Consider the following 16,740-nt stretch of genomic DNA (forward strand, 5'->3'; position numbering starts at 1 on the left):
GGCGGCGGCCGCTCAGGCGTCGAGCGCGGCCGGGCGTCCGTCGGCCGTGGGTGGCGCTGGCGGCGCTTGCGGCTCGGTCAGCAGCCGCACGGTGAACACCGCACCCGGGGTGCCGTCGCGGCGGTTGGCGGCCTCGATGCTGCCGCCGTAGCGCTCCACCAGCCCCTGGCTGATCCACAGGCCGAGTCCGTTGCCGTCGTTTTTCGTCGTGAAGAAGGGCCGGAACAGCCGGCTCAGGGCATCGGGGCTCAGGCCGCCGCCGCTGTCGATCACGCGCAGTTCCGCGCCGGCCGCCGTGTCGGCGGTTTCCAGGCGCAGCGTGCCGCCGGCCGGCATGGCCTGGATGGCGTTGATCAGCAGGTTGATGGTGACCTGCTGCAACTCCTGGCGGTTCATCGCCACCGGGTGCCGTGCCCGCAGGTCGCGTTCCACCAGGATCTGCGTCTGGGCCAGCAGGTGGCCCACCAGCACGAGGCAGTCGGTGACGGTGCGGTTGATGTCGAGCGAGACGACATAACCGGCGTACTCGGTGGGCCGCGCGTACTGCAGCAACTGGGTCACGATGATGCGCATTCGCTCGACCTGCTGGTCCAGGAGTTGCAGTTCGTCGCGCACCGGTGCAGCGGCGCTGCCGAGCGTGTCGCGGATCAGGTCGAGGTTGCCCTGCATGACCGCGATCGGGTTGTTGATCTCGTGGGCGATGCTGGCGGTGAGCTGGCCGATGGCCGCGAGCTTCTCGCTCTTGACGAGTTGCGCCTGCGCGAGCTGCAGCGAGGCGTTGCTGGCCTGCAGTTCGCGGGTGCGCTCCGCCACCTTGGCATCGAGTTCGCGCGCCCAGCCTTCCAGCGTGGCAGTCTTGTCGTCGATGACGTCGAGCAGCTGGTCGAGGTGGCCAGCCAGCGCGCCCAGCTCGTCGCGTGCGCCCAGCTCGCCGACCCGGGCGGTGCCCTGACCCTCTTCGACGAGCTGCATGGTGCTGTTCATGCGCTCCACCGGCTGGAAGATGCTGCGCGCCCAGCGCAGCGAGAACCAGGCGGACAGCGCCATCACCGCCAGGAAGATCAGGCCGATGACGGCCAGCAACGCGTGGCGGACCAGGCGAAAGGGCGCTTCGGTGAAGCCCACATACAGCATGCCGATGCGCTCGCCCTGGCTGTCGCGCAGCGGGTCGTAGGCGGAGACGTACCAGTCGTTGACCACGAAGGCGCGGTCCAGCCAGGTGCGCCCGTCCTCGAGCACGGCCTCGCGCACCTGCTGGGAGACGCGCGTGCCGATGGCCCGCTGGTCCTGGAACAGGCGCACGTTGGTCGTGATGCGGACATCGTCGAGGAACAGGGTGGCCGTGCCGCGACTGCCGAACGGCAGGGCGTCGTCGGGGTAGACGATGCGGTTGATGTGGTCGATGAAGTCCAGGTTCTGGTTGAGCAGCAGGCCGCCCACGAGCAAGGCCAGCACCTCGCCCTGCTCGTCCAGCACCGGCAGCTTGGCCAGCATCACCAGCGCGCGGTCTTCGATGGCGCGTTCGCTGGGCGTGGCGTTGCGGGTGGGCACGAGCCCGATGCGCAGGCGCGGCAACAGGTGTGGTGCCATCGGGGCCAGGTCTTGCGCGTCGAGCACCATCAGCCGCGCCTTCTGGAAGCGGCTGCGGCCGGGCTGCACGCTTTTCACCACCGGCTCCGGCATCGCGGCGGGGGAGGGCAGCGAACCCGCGCCGCTCAGGCCATCGGGCAGCGCGCGCTGCAACGGACGGCCCTGGGCGTCGTAGAGGACGAGGAAGTCGAGCTCCAGCCGTTCGCGTTCGCGCGCCAGGCGCTCACCCAGCGCAGCGCGATCGGTGCCGCGCGGGCCTTTGAGGGCGGCGTACAGCGCCTGGGAATTGGCCACGCCAAGCGTGCCGGTGCCGACCTCGCCCAGCACCTGTTCGAAATACCCGTTGGCCACCGCGAGGTCGCTGCGCACCTTGGTGATCAGCAGCCGGTCGTAGGTTTCACCGCTCCACACCCACAGCGCCAGCGAGAGCAGGGGCAGCGCCACCAGCAAGGGCAGCAGGGCCATGGCCAGCAGCTTGCGCCGCACCGAGGTGGCCAGCCAGCGCGGTGTGCGCCAGACCGTCACGCGCGCCCCGCCCGCGTCACGCACCGCCCCACTCGGCCACGCGCCGCTCCAGCGTGCGCCGCGACACGCCCAGCAGCTGAGCGGCGCGCGTCTTGTCGCCCTGCACGGCCTCCAGCACCGAGAGGATGTGCATCTTCTCCAGCGTCTGCAGATCGGTGACCTCGGGCACGCTGCGCACCGGCTGCGTCGGATACAGGGCCGACACGTTGAGCGACCCCAGGATCAGCGACCGTTCGATCAGGTTGCGCAGCTCGCGCACGTTGCCCGGCCAGTCGTACTGCTGCAGGAAGGCGATCTCCTGCTCGCTGATCACGAGCCTTTCCTTGCCCAGCGTGGGCGCGAGCTGCCCCATGAAGTGGGCGACCAGCGCCGGGATGTCTTCCTTGTGCTGGCGCAGCGGCGGCAGCGTCAGCTCGACCACCTGCAGGCGGAAATAGAGGTCTTTGCGGAACCGGCCCGCGGCCACTTCCTCGCTGAGCTGCCGGTTGGTCGCCGCGATGATGCGCAGGTTCAGCGGCACTTGCTGTTCGCTGCCAACCGGACGGATGGTGAGGTCCTCGATCGCGCGCAGCAGGGTGGCCTGGATGGGCAGCGGCAGTTCGGCGATCTCGTCGAGGAAGAGCGTGCCGCCCTGCGCGTAGTGGAACAGGCCGTCGCGCGCCCGCGTGGCGCCCGTGAACGCGCCTTTGGCGTGGCCAAAGAGTTCACTCTCGATGAGTTCGGGCGATACCGCGGCGCAGTTCACCGGCACGAACGGCCCGCTGGCCCGGGCGCTGCGCGCGTGAAGTTCGCGGGCCACGAGTTCCTTGCCGGTGCCCGATTCGCCCTGCAGCAGCACCGTGCTGTCCACCGAGGCGATGCGCTCGACCGAGGCCCGCAAGGCGTGCAGCGCCGGCGAGCCACCGACCAGCGCGGCGCGGTGCACCGGCGTGCGCGCCATGGCCCGGCGCAGCACGAAGTTTTCGCGCCGCAGCCGCGCGCGCTCGTGGCACTGCTTCACCGCGTTCAGGATTTGTGGCACGCGGAACGGCTTGAGGATGAAGTCCGAGGCGCCGGCGCGCAGCGCCTCGATCGCGGTGTCGAGATCGGCGAACGCGGTGATCAGGATCACCTCGCCCGTGAAGCCCTGTTCGCGCAGTTCCTTCAACCAGGCCACGCCGCTTTTGCCCGGCAGCGAGATGTCCAGGATGATCAGATCGACGTGGTGGCTGCGCAGCCACTGCGCGCCTTCTTCGGCGCTGCCCGCGTTCATCACGAAGTGGCACCGCGGGGCGAGTGTCTTGACCAGAAAGTTCAGCATGCCCTGTTCGTCGTCCACGATCAGGATCGACCAGTCGGGCCAGCCCTCGATGGAACGATCGGCGGCGGGCGGGGTCAGGGGCATCTGGGGGGCTTCCACCGGCGCGGATTCTACGGATGAGGCCCACAAAATCACTCGGATATTGGCGCAAATCCGACGCCGGCACAGGGCGTTGAGGGTTCGCGAGCAAACGACAAATTGTCGTAACGGGTTGCGACAAGCTGACCGGTCACCCTGGGGTGTCCATTCGTAAGCACACTGAAGATTTAGGGGTAATCCCTGAATTCGGAACCCGGCGGCCGTCCCCGGATTCCGCGACGGGTGTCCGTGGCAGTTGGCACGGAATTGGCTAGCAAAACTGCAGCAACGGGCCGTGAGGCCCGTTTGTCTTTTGGGGCGGCTGTCAAGTCGGTGAGACAGCCATCGCCGGGCGGGCAATCCAGCTTGCACCACCACGGTGGCGGGACTAGATTCCCACTTATGCAACGCGCCCGCACGTGGTGTGCGCGCGCATGCGTCAACCCCTGGAGACATGCATGACCCAGTCCACCCGCACCCCCGCTGAGGCCCGTACCGGCATGAACCGCCGCACGCTGTTCGCGGGCGCGTCCACCGTGGGCGCCCTGGCCGCCGCCGCCGCTGTGCTGCCGCGCGTGACCGAGGACACCGCCCCCGCCGCCGAGGCCAAGCCCGCCCCGAAGAAAGGCGGCGGCTACTCGCTGACGGCCCACGTCAAGCAGTACTACGCCACCACCCGCATCTGAGCGGTCACCCCTTTCCCGACGCCCCACGACCACAGCACTGTCCGACCAGGAGACATCCCATGCTGCTGACCAAAAAGAACCCTTCCCCCGGTGGACACGCCTCGCGCGTCCATTCCACGCTGATCAATTCCCTGCAGCGCGGCCTTGCCGCCGCGCTGCCGACCATGGACCGCCGCGCCTTCCTGCGCCGCTCGGGCCTGGGCGTGGGCGTCGGTCTGGCGGCCTCCCAGCTCGCGCTGGTGAAGAAGTCGCACGCCGCGGCCGGCAAGTCCATTGATGGCACCGGCAAGATTGAAGTCAAGCGCACCATCTGCACCCACTGCTCCGTGGGTTGCGCCACGGACGCCATCGTCGAGAACGGCGTGTGGGTTCGCCAGGAGGCGGTGTTCGACTCCCCCATCAACCTCGGCGCCCACTGCGCCAAGGGCGCGTCGCTGCGCGAGCACGGCCACGGCGAGTACCGTCTGCGCTACCCGATGAAGCTGGTCAACGGCAAGTACCAGCGCATCAGCTGGGACCAGGCCTACGACGAGATCGTGGCCAAGATGAAGGAGCTGCGCGACGCCAGTGGCCCGGACTCGGTCTATTTCATCGGCTCGTCCAAGCACAACAACGAGCAGGCTTACCTGCTGCGCAAGTTCGTGAGCTTCTGGGGCACGAACAACTGCGACCACCAGGCGCGCATCTGCCACTCCACCACGGTGGCCGGCGTGGCGAACACCTGGGGCTACGGCGCCATGACCAACTCGTACAACGACATGCAAAACAGCAAGGTCGCTCTGTACATCGGCTCGAACGCCGCCGAGGCGCACCCGGTCTCCATGCTGCACATGCTGCATGCCAAGGAAACCGGCTGCAAGATGATCGTGGTTGACCCGCGCTTCACCCGCACCGCGGCCAAAGCCGATGAGTACGTGCGCATCCGCTCGGGCTCGGACATCCCCTTCCTGTTTGGTGTGCTCTATCACATCTTCAAGAACGGCTGGGAAGACAAGAAGTACATCGCTGACCGCGTGTACGGCATGGAAGACGTCAAGAAAGACGTCATGGCCAAGTGGACGCCGGACAAGGTGGAAGAAGCCTGCGGCGTGAAGGAAGAGCAGGTGGCCAAGGTCGCCAAGATGCTGCACGAGAGCCGCCCCGGCACGATCGTGTGGTGCATGGGCCAGACGCAGCACACCATCGGCAACGCGATGGTGCGCGCCTCCTGCATCCTGCAGCTGGCGCTGGGCAACGTGGGCGTCACTGGCGGTGGCACCAACATCTTCCGCGGCCACGACAACGTGCAGGGCGCCACCGACGTGGGCCCGAACCCCGACTCGCTGCCGGGCTACTACGGCCTGGCCGCCGGTTCGTGGAAGCACTACGCCGCCACCTGGGGCGTGGACTACGACTGGATCAAGTCGAAGTACGCCGACGGCATGATGGAGAAGCCCGGCATCACCGTCTCCCGCTGGATCGACGGTGTGCTGGAGAACAACGAGCTCATCGACCAGGGTCCGAACCTGCGCGGTGTGTTCTTCTGGGGCCACGCGCCGAACTCGCAGACCCGCGGTCTGGAGATGAAGAAGGCGATGGACAAGCTCGACCTGCTGGTCGTGGTGGACCCGTACCCGTCGGCCACCGCCTCGATGGCGGCCATGCCGGGTGAGAACGTCAACCCGAACCGCGCGGTGTACCTGCTGCCGGCGGCCACGCAGTTCGAAACCAGCGGTTCGTGCACCGCGTCGAACCGCTCGATCCAGTGGCGCGAGCAGGTGATCCAGCCGCTGTGGGACAGCCGCACCGATCACATGATCATGTACCAGCTGGCGCAAAAGCTGGGCTTCGACAAGGAGCTGGTCAAGAACTACAAGATGGTCAAGGGCAAGGGCGGCATGGAAGAGCCCGAGGTCGAGTCCATCCTGCGCGAGATCAACAAGGCGGTCTGGACCATCGGCTACACCGGCCAGAGCCCGGAGCGCCTGAAGGCCCACATGCGCAACATGGCCGCCTTCGACGTGAAGACCCTCAAGTGCAAGGGCAAGGTCGTCGACAAGGAGACCGGCTACGACATGAGCGGCGACTACTTCGGTCTGCCCTGGCCGTGCTACGGCACGCCGGAGCTCAAGCACCCTGGCTCGCCGAACCTGTACGACACCTCCAAGCACGTCATGGACGGCGGTGGCAACTTCCGCGCGAACTTCGGCGTCGAGCGCAACGGTGAGACCCTGCTGGCCGAAGACGGCTCGCACTCGGTGGGCGCCGAGATCACCACCGGCTACCCCGAGTTCGACCACGTGCTGCTGAAGAAGCTGGGCTGGTGGGAAGAGCTCACCGAGGCCGAGAAGGCCAAGGCCGAGGGCAAGAACTGGAAGACCGACCCCACCGGCGCGATCATCCGCGTGGCGATGAAGCACGGCTGCCACCCGTTTGGCAACGCCAAGGCCCGCGCCGTGGTGTGGAACTTCCCGGACGCCATCCCGCAGCACCGCGAGCCGGTCTATGGCACCCGCCCGGACCTCATCGCCAAGTACCCCAGCCACGACGACCAGAAGACCCGCTGGCGTCTGCCCATCCTGTACAAGTCGCTCCAGTCGAAGAACGTCGAGCAGAAGCTGCACGAGAAATTCCCGCTGGTGATGACCTCGGGCCGTCTGGTCGAGTACGAGGGTGGTGGCGAGGAGACCCGCTCCAACCCCTGGCTGGCCGAGCTGCAACAGGAAATGTTCGTCGAGATCAACCCGACGACGGCGGCCGCCCGCGGCATCCGCAACGGCGAGCGCGTGTGGGTGAGCTCTCCCACCGGCGCGCGCATCAATGTGCAGGCGCTGGTCACCGAGCGGGTGGACAAGGACACCGTGTTCCTGCCGTTCCACTTCTCCGGCCACTGGCAGGGCGTGGACATGAAGCCTTACTACCCCGATGGCGCGATGCCGGTGGTGCGTGGTGAGGCGGTCAACACCGCCACGACCTACGGCTACGACATCATCACGATGATGCAAGAGACCAAGACCACGATCTGCAACGTCGAGAAGGCGTAAGGCAAGGAGAACCCAACATGGCACGCATGAAATTCATCTGTGACGCCGAGCGCTGCATCGAGTGCAATGGCTGCGTCACCGCTTGCAAGAACGAGCACGAAGTTCCCTGGGGCGTGAACCGCCGCCGGGTGATTACCCTCAACGACGGCGTCCCGGGCGAGAAGTCGATCTCGGTGGCCTGCATGCACTGCAGCGACGCGCCCTGCATGGCCGTCTGCCCGGTGAACTGCTTCTACCGCACCGACGAAGGTGTGGTGCTGCACGACAAGGACGTGTGCATCGGCTGCGGCTACTGCTCTTACGCCTGCCCCTTCGGCGCCCCCCAGTTCCCGTCCCAGGGCACCTTCGGTGTGCGCGGGAAGATGGACAAGTGCACGTTCTGCGCCGGCGGCCCCGAGGCCCACGGCAGCCAGACCGAATTCGAGAAGTACGGTCGCAACCGCCTTGCCGAAGGCAAGCTGCCGTCGTGCGCCGAGATGTGCTCGACCAAGGCGCTGCTGGCGGGCGATGGTGACGTGGTGGCCGACATCTTCCGCAACCGGGTGCTCACGCGCGGCAAGGGCGCCGAGGTCTGGGGTTGGGGCACCGCCTACGGCTCTGCACAAGGACAGAAATCGTGAACAAGCAACGACTGACCCTCACCGTCGTGGCCGCCCTCGCGGCCGTCACCCTGGCTGCCTGCGGCGACCAGCCGCAGGAAATCTCCGGCTCGGGCGTGAAGATGGACGCCGCGCCGTACACCGGCGTGGGCAAGAGCCAGTACGCGGAAGCCGGCTGGAAGGCGGGCGACCGCACCAGCTGGGAGTCGCAGCTCAAGGCCCGCGCCCAGTACGGCCAGAACGAGTACAGCCGCACCACGGCCCCGAAGCAGTAAAGGGATCCGCGCCATGCAATCCACCCACCGCACCGTCTGGCGCGCCTGGCTGGTCGGCGGCCTGATGGCGCTGGGTCTGGGCATCGCCCAGGCCCAGTCCCTGAAGGTCGACCCGGTCGAGCCGGCGCCCCAGCAGGCCGCTCCGCAGCAGCAGGGCGGCATCAAGAGCGCGAACATCTTCGAGATCGCGCCGGACGCGTCCAAGGACCCGAACTACGCCAACCAGACCAATGCCGAGCGCGGCAAGGTCCAGCCCGGCAACAACGCGCCCATGTGGCGCGACGTGGGCCAGGGCGTGACCGGCTACAGCAGCCTGCCGTACCTGGAGTCGGGCAACCTGATCCAGCCGATGGTGCAGTACCCCGGTTCGCGCATGACCACCGCGGGCGAAGCCTGGCGGCAGGTGCGCAACAACTGGATCATTCCCTACGGCGGGGCGATCCTGCTGATCGCGGGTGTGGCCCTGGCGCTGTTCTACTTCGCCAAAGGCACCATCGAGCTGCACGGCGCCGAGACCGGCCGCAAGATCGAACGTTTCACCTACTTCGAGCGCGCGGCCCACTGGGTCAACGCGATCGCGTTCGTGACGCTGGCGATCTCCGGCATCGTGATGGCGTTCGGCAAGTTCTTCCTGTTGCCCATCATCGGCAGCACGCTGTTCGGCTGGCTCACCTACGCGCTGAAGAACATCCACAACTTCGTCGGCCCGGCCTTCGTCGTGTCGCTGATCGTGGTGTTCCTGGTGTTCGTGCGCGACAACCTGCCGTCCAAGGAAGACATCACCTGGCTGCTCAAGGGCGGTGGTCTGCTTAGTGGTACCGAGGTTCCCTCGCACCGCTTCAACGCCGGTGAAAAGGTGCTGTTCTGGGGCGGCGTGTTCCTGCTGGGCGCGCTGGTGGCCGGCTCCGGCGTGTTCCTGGACAAGATCGTCCCGGCCGTGGAGTACACCCGCGCCAACATGCAGGTCGCCCACATGATCCACGCCAGCGCCGCCGTGCTGATGATGGCCATGTTCATGGGTCACATCTACATGGGCACGGTCGGCATGCGCGGTGCCTACAGCGCGATGAAGACCGGCTACGTCGATGAGACCTGGGCCAAGGAACACCACGAGCTTTGGTACAACGACATCAAGGCCGGCAAGATCCCCGCGCAGCGCACCCCGCAGGCCACGGGCGACGCCCAGCCCGCCAAGGCCTGAGCGACGGCCGACCATCCCGAGGAGAAACACGATGAAACGCTTTGCCCTGTTCGCCACCGGCTGCCTGCTGGCCGGTGCCGCCCTGGCCAAACTGCCGGCCCCGGTGCTGACCGAGGAAGCCAAGGCCAAGGCCGCCGAGGCCGCCGCCAAGACGGCCCACGGCAACAAGGTCGCCAACTACCAGCTGTGCAAGTCGATGGACCGCGCGGCCGCGAACCACTTCAAGCAGGCCTCGGCCAAGGGCAAGTCCCCGTCGCCGAGCGCACCGGCCTGCGTGGACCCGGGCCCGTTCGTCTACACGCCCGCCGCCCCGGCAGCACCGGCTGCTGCCGCCGCCCCGGCGGCGCCCGCGGCACCGGCCGCCGCGCCAGCCAAGAAGAGCTGACCGGGTCGTACCCCCGACGCAAAGAGGCCCTTCGGGGCCTTTTTGCTGGGCATCCCTCGCATACTCCCACCATGACCACCGAACTCGCCGACGCCCAAGCCTCCCTGCAGCGCCGTTTGCCCACGCTCTCCGCCGCGCAGGCCCCGCTCACGCGGGAAACGACCGTGGTCAATGAGTTTGGCGTGGCGTCGGTGGTGTCGGTGCCCGCGGAGCGCGACCTCACCGTGTACGTGGATAAGCGCGAACTCGTCACGCTGATGACGCTGGGCGCCCACCCGGAGTGGCTGGTGCTCGGCTATCTGCTCAACCAGCGGCTGGTGGGTTCGGTGGACGAGATTGCTGCGATCCAGGTGGATTGGGAGGTGGGGGCCGCGAGCGTGACCACCCGCGCCGGGATCGACCGCATCGAGGAGCGCACGGCCAAGAAGGTGGTGACCACCGGCTGCGGGCAGGGCAGCGTGTTTGGCGACCTGATGGACGAGCTGGACCGGCTGTCGTTGCCCCCTGGCGTGCTGCGCCAGTCGCGGCTCTATGCCATGGTCAATGCCATCCGCCTGAAGGAAAGCACCTACAAGTCCGCCGGATCGGTGCACGCGTGCGCGCTGTTCCGGGGGGGCGCGTTGCAGCTGTTCGTCGAAGATGTGGGCCGCCACAACGCGGTGGACACCATCGCGGGCTGGCTGGCCCTGAATGACGCCGCCGCAGCGCCGGCGGATGAGGGCGATCTCGACAAGGTGTTCTACACCACCGGCCGGCTCACCAGCGAGATGGTGATCAAGAGCGCCCAGATGGGCGTGGCCGCGGTGGTGTCGCGCAGCGGCATCACGCAGATGGGGCTGGAGGTGGCGCAGCGGGTGGGTCTGTGCGCGATCGGGCGGGCCACCCACAAGCACTTTCTCTGCTACGCCCACCCCGAGCGGCTGGTGTGGGATGCCGTGCCGCCCGCGCCGCCGGCTGCGGCGGATCACGCCTAGGGGCTGCTAACGCCAGGGAAGGACTCGCGCCGTACCGTCTCAGGGCACAGGGCGTCGTTGCCCGCTCGTTGCGTGCTGAGAGCACGCGGCCTCACTCGCGCCTCGCCCTGTGCCCTGAGACGGTACGGCGCGAGCTCTTCCCTAGCGTTAACAGACCCTAAACTCGGCGTACCGGGCGCGCCGCGCCCTTCACCGTTTCACGCCATGCCCCGCGACGTCCACGTCATCGCCCATCCCCTCGTCCAGCACAAGCTCACGCTGATGCGCCGCAAGGACACCAGCACGAAGAGCTTCCGCGAGCTGGTGCACGAACTCAGCGCCCTGCTGGCTTACGAACTCACGCGCGACATGCCGATGCAGGAAATCGACATCGAGACGCCGCTGGAGCCGATGAAGTCGCGCGTGATCGATGGCAAGAAGATCGTGCTGGCCTCCATCCTGCGCGCCGGCAACGGTTTTCTCGACGGCATGCTGCAGGTCATCCCCGGGGCCCGCGTCGGCCACATCGGCCTGTACCGCGACCCGGCCACGCTGAAGGCGGTCGAGTACTACTTCAAGATGCCGCAGGACATGCACGAGCGCGACGTCATCGTGCTCGACCCGATGCTGGCCACCGGCAACTCGGCCGTGGCGGCCGTGGACCGCCTGAAAAAGACCCAACCGCGCTCGATCCGCTTCGTCTGTCTGGTGACCTGCCCCGAAGGCCTCAAGACCTTTCACGACGCGCACCCCGATGTGCCGGTCTACACCCCGGCCATCGACCGCGGCCTGAACGACCACGGCTACATCGTGCCGGGGCTGGGCGACGCCGGCGACCGGATCTTCGGCACGAAATAAAGCGCCCCCCGCGCCGCGCCGGGCGGCGCGTCACCCCCCTGAAAGGGGGGGCAACACCAGCGGACCGGCGGAGCCGGATCCGCGGTGTTTCTGGTTTGGGACACCTCGCGCCGGTTGGGTGGGTGTGATGCGGCGGCTTGGCCGTGCCCGGTCTCTCCCACGGTTTTCTGGTCTCCGGTAAGGTGGCGGGATGGAACACCGAGTGCCTTCCTTCTGGTCTTTGGGTTGGACTTCGCTGCGGCGCGACTGGCGCGCGGGGGAGTTGCGGCTGCTGGTGCTGGCGGTCACGCTGGCGGTGGCGGCGCTGACAGCGGTCGGCTTTTTCGCCGACCGGTTGCAGGGTGGCTTGGCGCGGGACGCTCGGGCGCTGATCGGCGGCGACGCGGTGGTGCGCAGCGACAACCCGCCGGCCCCGGACTTCGAAGCGCAGGCCCGGGCCCTGGGCCTGCAGACCAGCCAGACGCTGGACTTTCCGACCATGGGCCGTGCGCCGGACGAGCAGGGCGGTGCGGCGCGGCTGGTGGCGCTGAAGGCGGTCGGGCCGGGGTACCCGCTGCGCGGCGTGCTGCGCACGGCGCCCGACGCCCAGACCGCCGACACCGCCACCCGCGACATCCCGTCACCCGGCACCGCCTGGGTCGACGCGGCGCTGCTGGTGGCGCTGGACCTCCGGGTGGGGCAACCGCTGCTGCTGGGCGACACGTCCTTCACGATCGCGCGCGTGCTGGTGGTCGAGCCCGACCGCGGCGCCGGCTTCATGAGTTTCGCGCCGCGCGTGATGATCCACCGCGACGACCTGCCCGCCACCGGCCTCGTCCAGCCGGCCAGTCGCCTGAACTACCGTCTCGCGGTGGCCGGGCCGGAGCGCGCGGTGCGCGACTTCACCGCCTGGGCCGACCGGCGCATCGCCGACCCGGCGGTGCGCGGCGTGCGGCTGGAGTCGCTCGAATCGGGCCGGCCCGAGATGGAGCGCACGCTGGCCCGCGCCGAGAAGTTCCTCAACCTGGTCGCCCTGCTGGCGGCGCTGTTGTGCGCCGTCGCGGTGGCGATCGCCGCCCGTGGCTTCGCCCAGCGCCACCTTGACGACTGCGCCATGCTGCGTGTGCTTGGCCTTTCGCAGGGCACGATGGCGCGGGCCTACACGGTGGAGTTTGCGCTGGTGGGCCTGTTCGCCAGCGCCTTGGGCGTGGCGCTGGGCTATGCCGTGCATCACGCGTTCGTGCTGCTGCTGGCTGGGCTGGTGGACGCCAGCCTGCCCGCGCCCGGCCCCACGCCGGTGCTGCTGGGTCTGGGCATGGGCCTGACGCTGATGATGGCCTTTGGCCTGCCGCCGGTGCTGCAGCTGGCGCGGGTGCCGCCGCTGCGTGTGATCCGCCGCGATGTCGGTCAGCTCAAGCCCGCCACGCTGGGCGTGCTGGGGCTGGGGGTGCTGGGCTTTGCCGCGCTGCTGCTGGCCGCCAGCCGCGATCTGCTGCTGGGCGCGATCGCGGTGGGAGGATTCGCGGCCGCTGTGCTGCTGTTTGCCGCGGTCAGCCTGCTGGCCGTGCGCCTGTTGCGCGCGAGCGTGAACGAGGCCACCGCGCCGCGCGCGCTGGTGATGGCCACGCGCCAGCTGAGCGCGCGTCCGGTGTTTGCGGTCGTGCAGATCAGCGCGCTGTCGGTTGGCCTGCTGGCGCTCGTCCTGCTGGTGCTGTTGCGCACCGACCTGATCAGCAGCTGGCGCAACGCCACCCCGCCCGACGCGCCCAACCGCTTCGTCATCAACGTGCAGCCTGATCAGGCCGAGCCGTTTCAGCAGACGCTGCGGGACGCTGGCGTGCGCGACTTCGACTGGTACCCGATGATCCGCGGACGGCTGGTGGCCATCAACGGCCGGACCGTGGTGCCCGACGACTTTGCGAGCGAGCGGGCGCAGCGGCTCGTGGACCGCGAATTCAACCTCTCCAACAGCCCGGTCCTGCCCGATCACAACCCGGTCGTGGCCGGTCGCTGGACGGCCGAGGAGGTCGATGGCCTGAGCGTGGAGCAGGGCCTGGCCGAGGAGCTGGGCCTCCAGCTGGGGGACCGGCTGGCCTTCGACATCGCCGGTGTGCCGGTGGAGCGCCGCATCACCAGCCTGCGCAAGGTCGACTGGGGCTCGCTGCGGGTGAATTTCTTCGTGCTGTTCCCGGTGACCACCGTGCCCGACGCTCCGGTGACCTACATCAGCTCCTTCCGCGCGCCCGACACGGCTGGCTTCGACAACGCGCTGGTGCGCGCGTACCCCAACATCACCAACGTGGACATGACGCAAACCATCGCCCAGGTGCAGCGCGTGCTGGGGCAGGTCATCGGCGCCATCGAGTTCCTGTTTGTCTTCACGCTCGCGGCGGGTCTGGTGGTGTTGCTGGCAGCGGTGACCGCCACGCGCACCGAGCGCGAGCGTGAGTTCGCCATCCTGCGCGCGGTGGGCGCGCGCGCCAGCCTGCTCAAGCAGGTGCAGCGCATCGAGCTGCTGGGCGTCGGGTTGCTGGCGGGCGTGCTCGCCTCGCTGGTGGCGGTGGCCGTCGGTTGGGCGCTGGCGCGCTATGCGTTTGAGTTCGACTGGACGGCCTCGCCCTGGGTACCACTGGCCGGCGGCCTGGCGGGCGCCGTGCTCGCGCTGGCCGCGGGCTGGTGGGGCCTGCGCAGCGTGCTGCGCACGCCGGTGGTGGAAACGCTGCGCAAGGCCGCCGTGCAATGACACCCCCCCGCCGCGCTGCGCGCGTCCCTCACGGGGCGGCACCAACGGCCTGACCACGCCAGTTCCACCTTGCCCCTTGAGACCACCGTCACTGACATGAACGAATCCCCTAGGCCCATCGAAGAAAAGCCTCCCTTTGAGACGCCCTTTGAGTGGATCGGTGGCGAGGCCCGCGTGCGCGCCCTGGTCGACCGCTTCTACGACCTGATGGACCTCGAGCCTGCGTACCGCGCCCTGCGCGCGGCCCACGGCACCACGCTGGACGACGCGCGCGACAAGCTGTTCTGGTTCCTGTGTGGCTGGTTGGGCGGTCCGTCGCACTACACCGAGCGTTTCGGCCACCCCCGACTGCGCATGCGCCACATGCCGTTCACCATCGGCATCCTCGAGCGCGACCAGTGGCTGGCCTGCATGGACCAGGCGATGGGTGAGACCGGTGTGCCCGAGGCGCTGCGCCAGCGCCTGGCGAACAGCTTCTTCCAGACCGCCGACTGGATGCGCAACACGCCGGCGTGAGCCGGCGTTGCTCCCGGGTCATGTCGGCGTGAGCCGGCCTTTCGTCGGTGCCATGCCGGTCTGAGCCGGCCCGACCTGTCCGATCAGGCGGGCCGCAGCAGCACCACCAGCGCGCCGGCGCCGCCGTCGGCCGGGCGGGCCTGCACGAAGGCCATCACCTCTTTCTTCTGCACCAGCCAGCGCAGCACCCGGCCCTTGAGCACCGGCGTGCGCCCCGGCGAGCCCAGGCCCTTGCCGTGGACCACGCGCACGCAGCGCAGGCCGAGGTGGTGGCTGTCGCGGATGAAGCGGCCCAGCGCCTCGCGTGCTTCGTCGGTGCGCAGGCCGTGCAGGTCGATCTGGCGCTGGATGCTCCAGCGGCCTTCGCGCAGTCGGCGCACGACGTCAGGGCCCAGGCCGGGGCGGCGGTAGCTGAGCAGTTCGTCCGTGTGCAGCAGGGTTTCGACGTCGAATTCGTCCGACAAGGCCTCGCGCATCACCGCCGCCTCATCGCGCTGGCGCTGCTTGGGCAGCGGCTCCACCTGACCGCGCGCCGGCTCCACCCGGCCGTGTCGGCGCAGCGGTTGCACCGGGCCCACCGCCAGCTCAAACAGGCGGCGCTCTCGGTCGCGCCGTTCGCGTTCGACCCGCTCCGCCTCGCGCGCGGCCGCGTCGCGCGCCGCCCGCTCGGCGAGCGCGCGACGCACGGCGGTGAGGTCGGCCAGCGAATGCACCTTCATGCGGGCATTGTGGCGCGCCTCAGGCGGTGGCGCGGCACCCGGACGCAGCAACCCTCAGACCAGACCGAGCTCCGCCATGGAGGTCACCTTGTCACGCGCGACGATGCAATGGTCCAGCACCCGCACGTCGACCAGCGCCAGCGCGGTCTGCAGCGCCCTCGTGAGCGATTCGTCCGCCCGCGAGGGGCGGGATTCGCCGCTGGGGTGGTTGTGGGCCAGGATCACCGCCGCGGCCCCGTGGTGCAGCGCCCGGACCACCACCTCGCGCGGGTAGACGCTGGTCTGGGCCAGCGTGCCGCGAAACAGCTCTTCAAACGCGACGAAGCGGTGGGCGCTGTCGAGGTACAGCACGGCAAACACCTCGTGGGGCAGGGCGCCGAGCTGAAGCTGCAGGTAGTCGCGCACCGCATCGGGGTTGTCCAGCAGCGCCGCGCGCCGCAGTTGCTGGGCCAGCGCCCGCCGCGCCAGCTCCAGCACCGCGACCACCTCGGCCCGTTTGGCCGGCCCCAGGCCTTTCACGCGGCGCAGGTTCTGCGCGTCGGTGTGCAGCAGGCCGGCGAGGCCGCCAAAGGTGTCGATCAGCTCCTGCGCCAGCTGGACGACGTTCTTGCCCTTCAGGCCGGTGCGCAGCAGCAGGGCGAGCAGCTCGGCATCGCTCAGCGCGCCGGGCCCGCGGGCGAGCAGCTTTTCGCGCGGTCGCGCGTCGGGGGGCAGCGCCTTCAGGCCGCCGGAATCCAGGCCATCCATGGCGTCTCCTCGTCGCAGGGTGGCGGGTTTTTACAATACGGGTTTTGCCGGTACACCCCCCCACGCGGCCCCCGCCATGACCACCGTCCAAGCCGGTTCTTTCCTCACCCTGCACTACCGCATGTCCGACCCCCAGGGTCAGGCCATCATCGACACGTTTGCCGGTGCGCCGGCCACGCTCAGCCTGGGCACCGGCGAGCTCTCCCCGGCCATCGAGCAGCGCCTCATTGGCCTGAGCGAAGGCACCCACACCGTGATCGAACTCGCTCCGGGCGAGGCCTTCGGTCCCCGCCAGCCCGAGATGGTGCAGTGGGTCGCGCGCAAGCTGCTCAACGAGCTGGGCGATCCCCACGAGCAGTACGCGGTGGGCGACGTGGTGCAGTTCCCCACGCCCGACGGGCTGGGCAGCTACGCCGGGGCGGTGCGCGAGGTGCGTGCCGATGGCGCCGTGCTGTTCGACTTCAACCACCCGCTCGCCGGCCAGCCCGTGCGTTTCGAGGTGCAACTCATTGGCGTGCTGTGAGCGCCACCCCCGCGGCGCAGCCCATGGCCTGTTTGCAAAG

15 protein-coding genes are annotated in these 16,740 nt (G+C 68.9%); 11 read left to right on the plus strand and 4 right to left on the minus strand.

Features of this window, described 5'->3' with window-relative positions:
- Window positions 1-12 precede the first annotated feature (12 nt).
- Window positions 13-2,139: a sensor histidine kinase gene (locus AC2D80_RS02280; RefSeq protein ID WP_484631357.1), complete on the minus strand. Its 2,127-nt coding sequence runs from the start codon at window positions 2,137-2,139 to the stop codon at window positions 13-15.
- Window positions 2,132-3,499, minus strand: a complete 1,368-nt coding sequence (locus tag AC2D80_RS02285) for a sigma-54-dependent transcriptional regulator (RefSeq protein ID WP_484631358.1) — start codon at window positions 3,497-3,499, stop codon at window positions 2,132-2,134. Before AC2D80_RS02285 ends, AC2D80_RS02280 begins: the two co-directional genes overlap by 8 nt.
- Window positions 3,500-3,951: 452 nt before the next feature.
- On the opposite strand from AC2D80_RS02285, the gene AC2D80_RS02290 reads away from it, so the two are divergent.
- From AC2D80_RS02290 to AC2D80_RS02335, 10 genes are all read left to right on the plus strand, one after another.
- Complete coding sequence (locus AC2D80_RS02290) at window positions 3,952-4,179, plus strand: formate dehydrogenase (protein WP_484631359.1); 228 nt, start codon at window positions 3,952-3,954, stop codon at window positions 4,177-4,179.
- Between the two features lie 59 nt (window positions 4,180-4,238).
- Window positions 4,239-7,202 (plus strand): formate dehydrogenase subunit alpha, encoded by a 2,964-nt coding sequence (locus AC2D80_RS02295; protein ID WP_484631360.1) that lies wholly within the window; start codon window positions 4,239-4,241, stop codon window positions 7,200-7,202.
- A gap of 17 nt (window positions 7,203-7,219) precedes the next feature.
- A complete protein-coding gene (fdh3B, locus tag AC2D80_RS02300; RefSeq protein WP_484631361.1) occupies window positions 7,220-7,822 on the plus strand; it encodes a formate dehydrogenase FDH3 subunit beta in 603 nt (200 codons plus the stop codon).
- Window positions 7,819-8,076 (plus strand): hypothetical protein, encoded by a 258-nt coding sequence (locus tag AC2D80_RS02305; protein WP_484631362.1) that lies wholly within the window; start codon window positions 7,819-7,821, stop codon window positions 8,074-8,076. The genes fdh3B and AC2D80_RS02305 overlap by 4 nt, the downstream gene beginning before the upstream one ends.
- 64 nt (window positions 8,077-8,140) lie before the next feature.
- On the plus strand, window positions 8,141-9,277 hold the full coding sequence (locus tag AC2D80_RS02310; protein WP_484632631.1) for a formate dehydrogenase subunit gamma: 1,137 nt from the start codon (window positions 8,141-8,143) through the stop codon (window positions 9,275-9,277).
- A 31-nt stretch (window positions 9,278-9,308) separates the two neighbouring features.
- Window positions 9,309-9,662: a hypothetical protein gene (locus AC2D80_RS02315; RefSeq protein ID WP_484631363.1), complete on the plus strand. Its 354-nt coding sequence runs from the start codon at window positions 9,309-9,311 to the stop codon at window positions 9,660-9,662.
- A 71-nt stretch (window positions 9,663-9,733) separates the two neighbouring features.
- Window positions 9,734-10,636: a formate dehydrogenase accessory sulfurtransferase FdhD gene (locus AC2D80_RS02320; protein WP_484631364.1), complete on the plus strand. Its 903-nt coding sequence runs from the start codon at window positions 9,734-9,736 to the stop codon at window positions 10,634-10,636.
- A gap of 204 nt (window positions 10,637-10,840) precedes the next feature.
- Complete coding sequence (gene upp, locus AC2D80_RS02325; RefSeq protein WP_484631365.1) at window positions 10,841-11,473, plus strand: uracil phosphoribosyltransferase; 633 nt, start codon at window positions 10,841-10,843, stop codon at window positions 11,471-11,473.
- 190 nt (window positions 11,474-11,663) lie between these two features.
- Entirely contained in the window at window positions 11,664-14,195 is a 2,532-nt protein-coding gene (locus tag AC2D80_RS02330; protein ID WP_484631366.1) for an ABC transporter permease, read from the plus strand.
- Window positions 14,196-14,291: 96 nt separating this feature from the next.
- Window positions 14,292-14,711 carry a group II truncated hemoglobin gene (locus tag AC2D80_RS02335; RefSeq protein ID WP_484631367.1) on the plus strand — a complete coding sequence of 140 codons (420 nt, stop codon included), beginning with the start codon at window positions 14,292-14,294 and terminating at the stop codon, window positions 14,709-14,711.
- A gap of 83 nt (window positions 14,712-14,794) precedes the next feature.
- Here AC2D80_RS02335 and AC2D80_RS02340 read toward each other — a convergent pair whose 3' ends face one another.
- Both AC2D80_RS02340 and radC read right to left on the minus strand, forming a co-directional pair.
- Entirely contained in the window at window positions 14,795-15,430 is a 636-nt protein-coding gene (locus AC2D80_RS02340; RefSeq protein ID WP_484631368.1) for a Smr/MutS family protein, read from the minus strand.
- A gap of 54 nt (window positions 15,431-15,484) precedes the next feature.
- Window positions 15,485-16,177 carry a RadC family protein gene (gene radC / locus AC2D80_RS02345; protein WP_484631369.1) on the minus strand — a complete coding sequence of 231 codons (693 nt, stop codon included), beginning with the start codon at window positions 16,175-16,177 and terminating at the stop codon, window positions 15,485-15,487.
- Window positions 16,178-16,253: 76 nt separating this feature from the next.
- Between radC and AC2D80_RS02350 the strand changes: the two genes are divergently transcribed.
- Window positions 16,254-16,700, plus strand: a complete 447-nt coding sequence (locus AC2D80_RS02350) for an FKBP-type peptidyl-prolyl cis-trans isomerase (protein ID WP_484631370.1) — start codon at window positions 16,254-16,256, stop codon at window positions 16,698-16,700.
- Window positions 16,701-16,740 lie beyond the last annotated feature (40 nt).

The sequence above is a fragment of the Hydrogenophaga sp. T66 genome, assembly GCF_057219855.1.

Coding starts and splice junctions, on each gene's coding strand:
- AC2D80_RS02285 (WP_484631358.1), bottom strand. CDS start 3,499: ATGCCCCTGACCCCGCCCGCCGCCGATCGTTCCATCGAGGGCTGGCCC.
- AC2D80_RS02290 (WP_484631359.1), top strand. CDS start 3,952: ATGACCCAGTCCACCCGCACCCCCGCTGAGGCCCGTACCGGCATGAAC.
- AC2D80_RS02295 (WP_484631360.1), top strand. CDS start 4,239: ATGCTGCTGACCAAAAAGAACCCTTCCCCCGGTGGACACGCCTCGCGC.
- fdh3B (WP_484631361.1), top strand. CDS start 7,220: ATGGCACGCATGAAATTCATCTGTGACGCCGAGCGCTGCATCGAGTGC.
- AC2D80_RS02310 (WP_484632631.1), top strand. CDS start 8,141: ATGGCGCTGGGTCTGGGCATCGCCCAGGCCCAGTCCCTGAAGGTCGAC.
- AC2D80_RS02315 (WP_484631363.1), top strand. CDS start 9,309: ATGAAACGCTTTGCCCTGTTCGCCACCGGCTGCCTGCTGGCCGGTGCC.
- AC2D80_RS02320 (WP_484631364.1), top strand. CDS start 9,734: ATGACCACCGAACTCGCCGACGCCCAAGCCTCCCTGCAGCGCCGTTTG.
- upp (WP_484631365.1), top strand. CDS start 10,841: ATGCCCCGCGACGTCCACGTCATCGCCCATCCCCTCGTCCAGCACAAG.
- AC2D80_RS02330 (WP_484631366.1), top strand. CDS start 11,664: ATGGAACACCGAGTGCCTTCCTTCTGGTCTTTGGGTTGGACTTCGCTG.
- AC2D80_RS02335 (WP_484631367.1), top strand. CDS start 14,292: ATGAACGAATCCCCTAGGCCCATCGAAGAAAAGCCTCCCTTTGAGACG.
- AC2D80_RS02340 (WP_484631368.1), bottom strand. CDS start 15,430: ATGAAGGTGCATTCGCTGGCCGACCTCACCGCCGTGCGTCGCGCGCTC.
- radC (WP_484631369.1), bottom strand. CDS start 16,177: ATGGATGGCCTGGATTCCGGCGGCCTGAAGGCGCTGCCCCCCGACGCG.
- AC2D80_RS02350 (WP_484631370.1), top strand. CDS start 16,254: ATGACCACCGTCCAAGCCGGTTCTTTCCTCACCCTGCACTACCGCATG.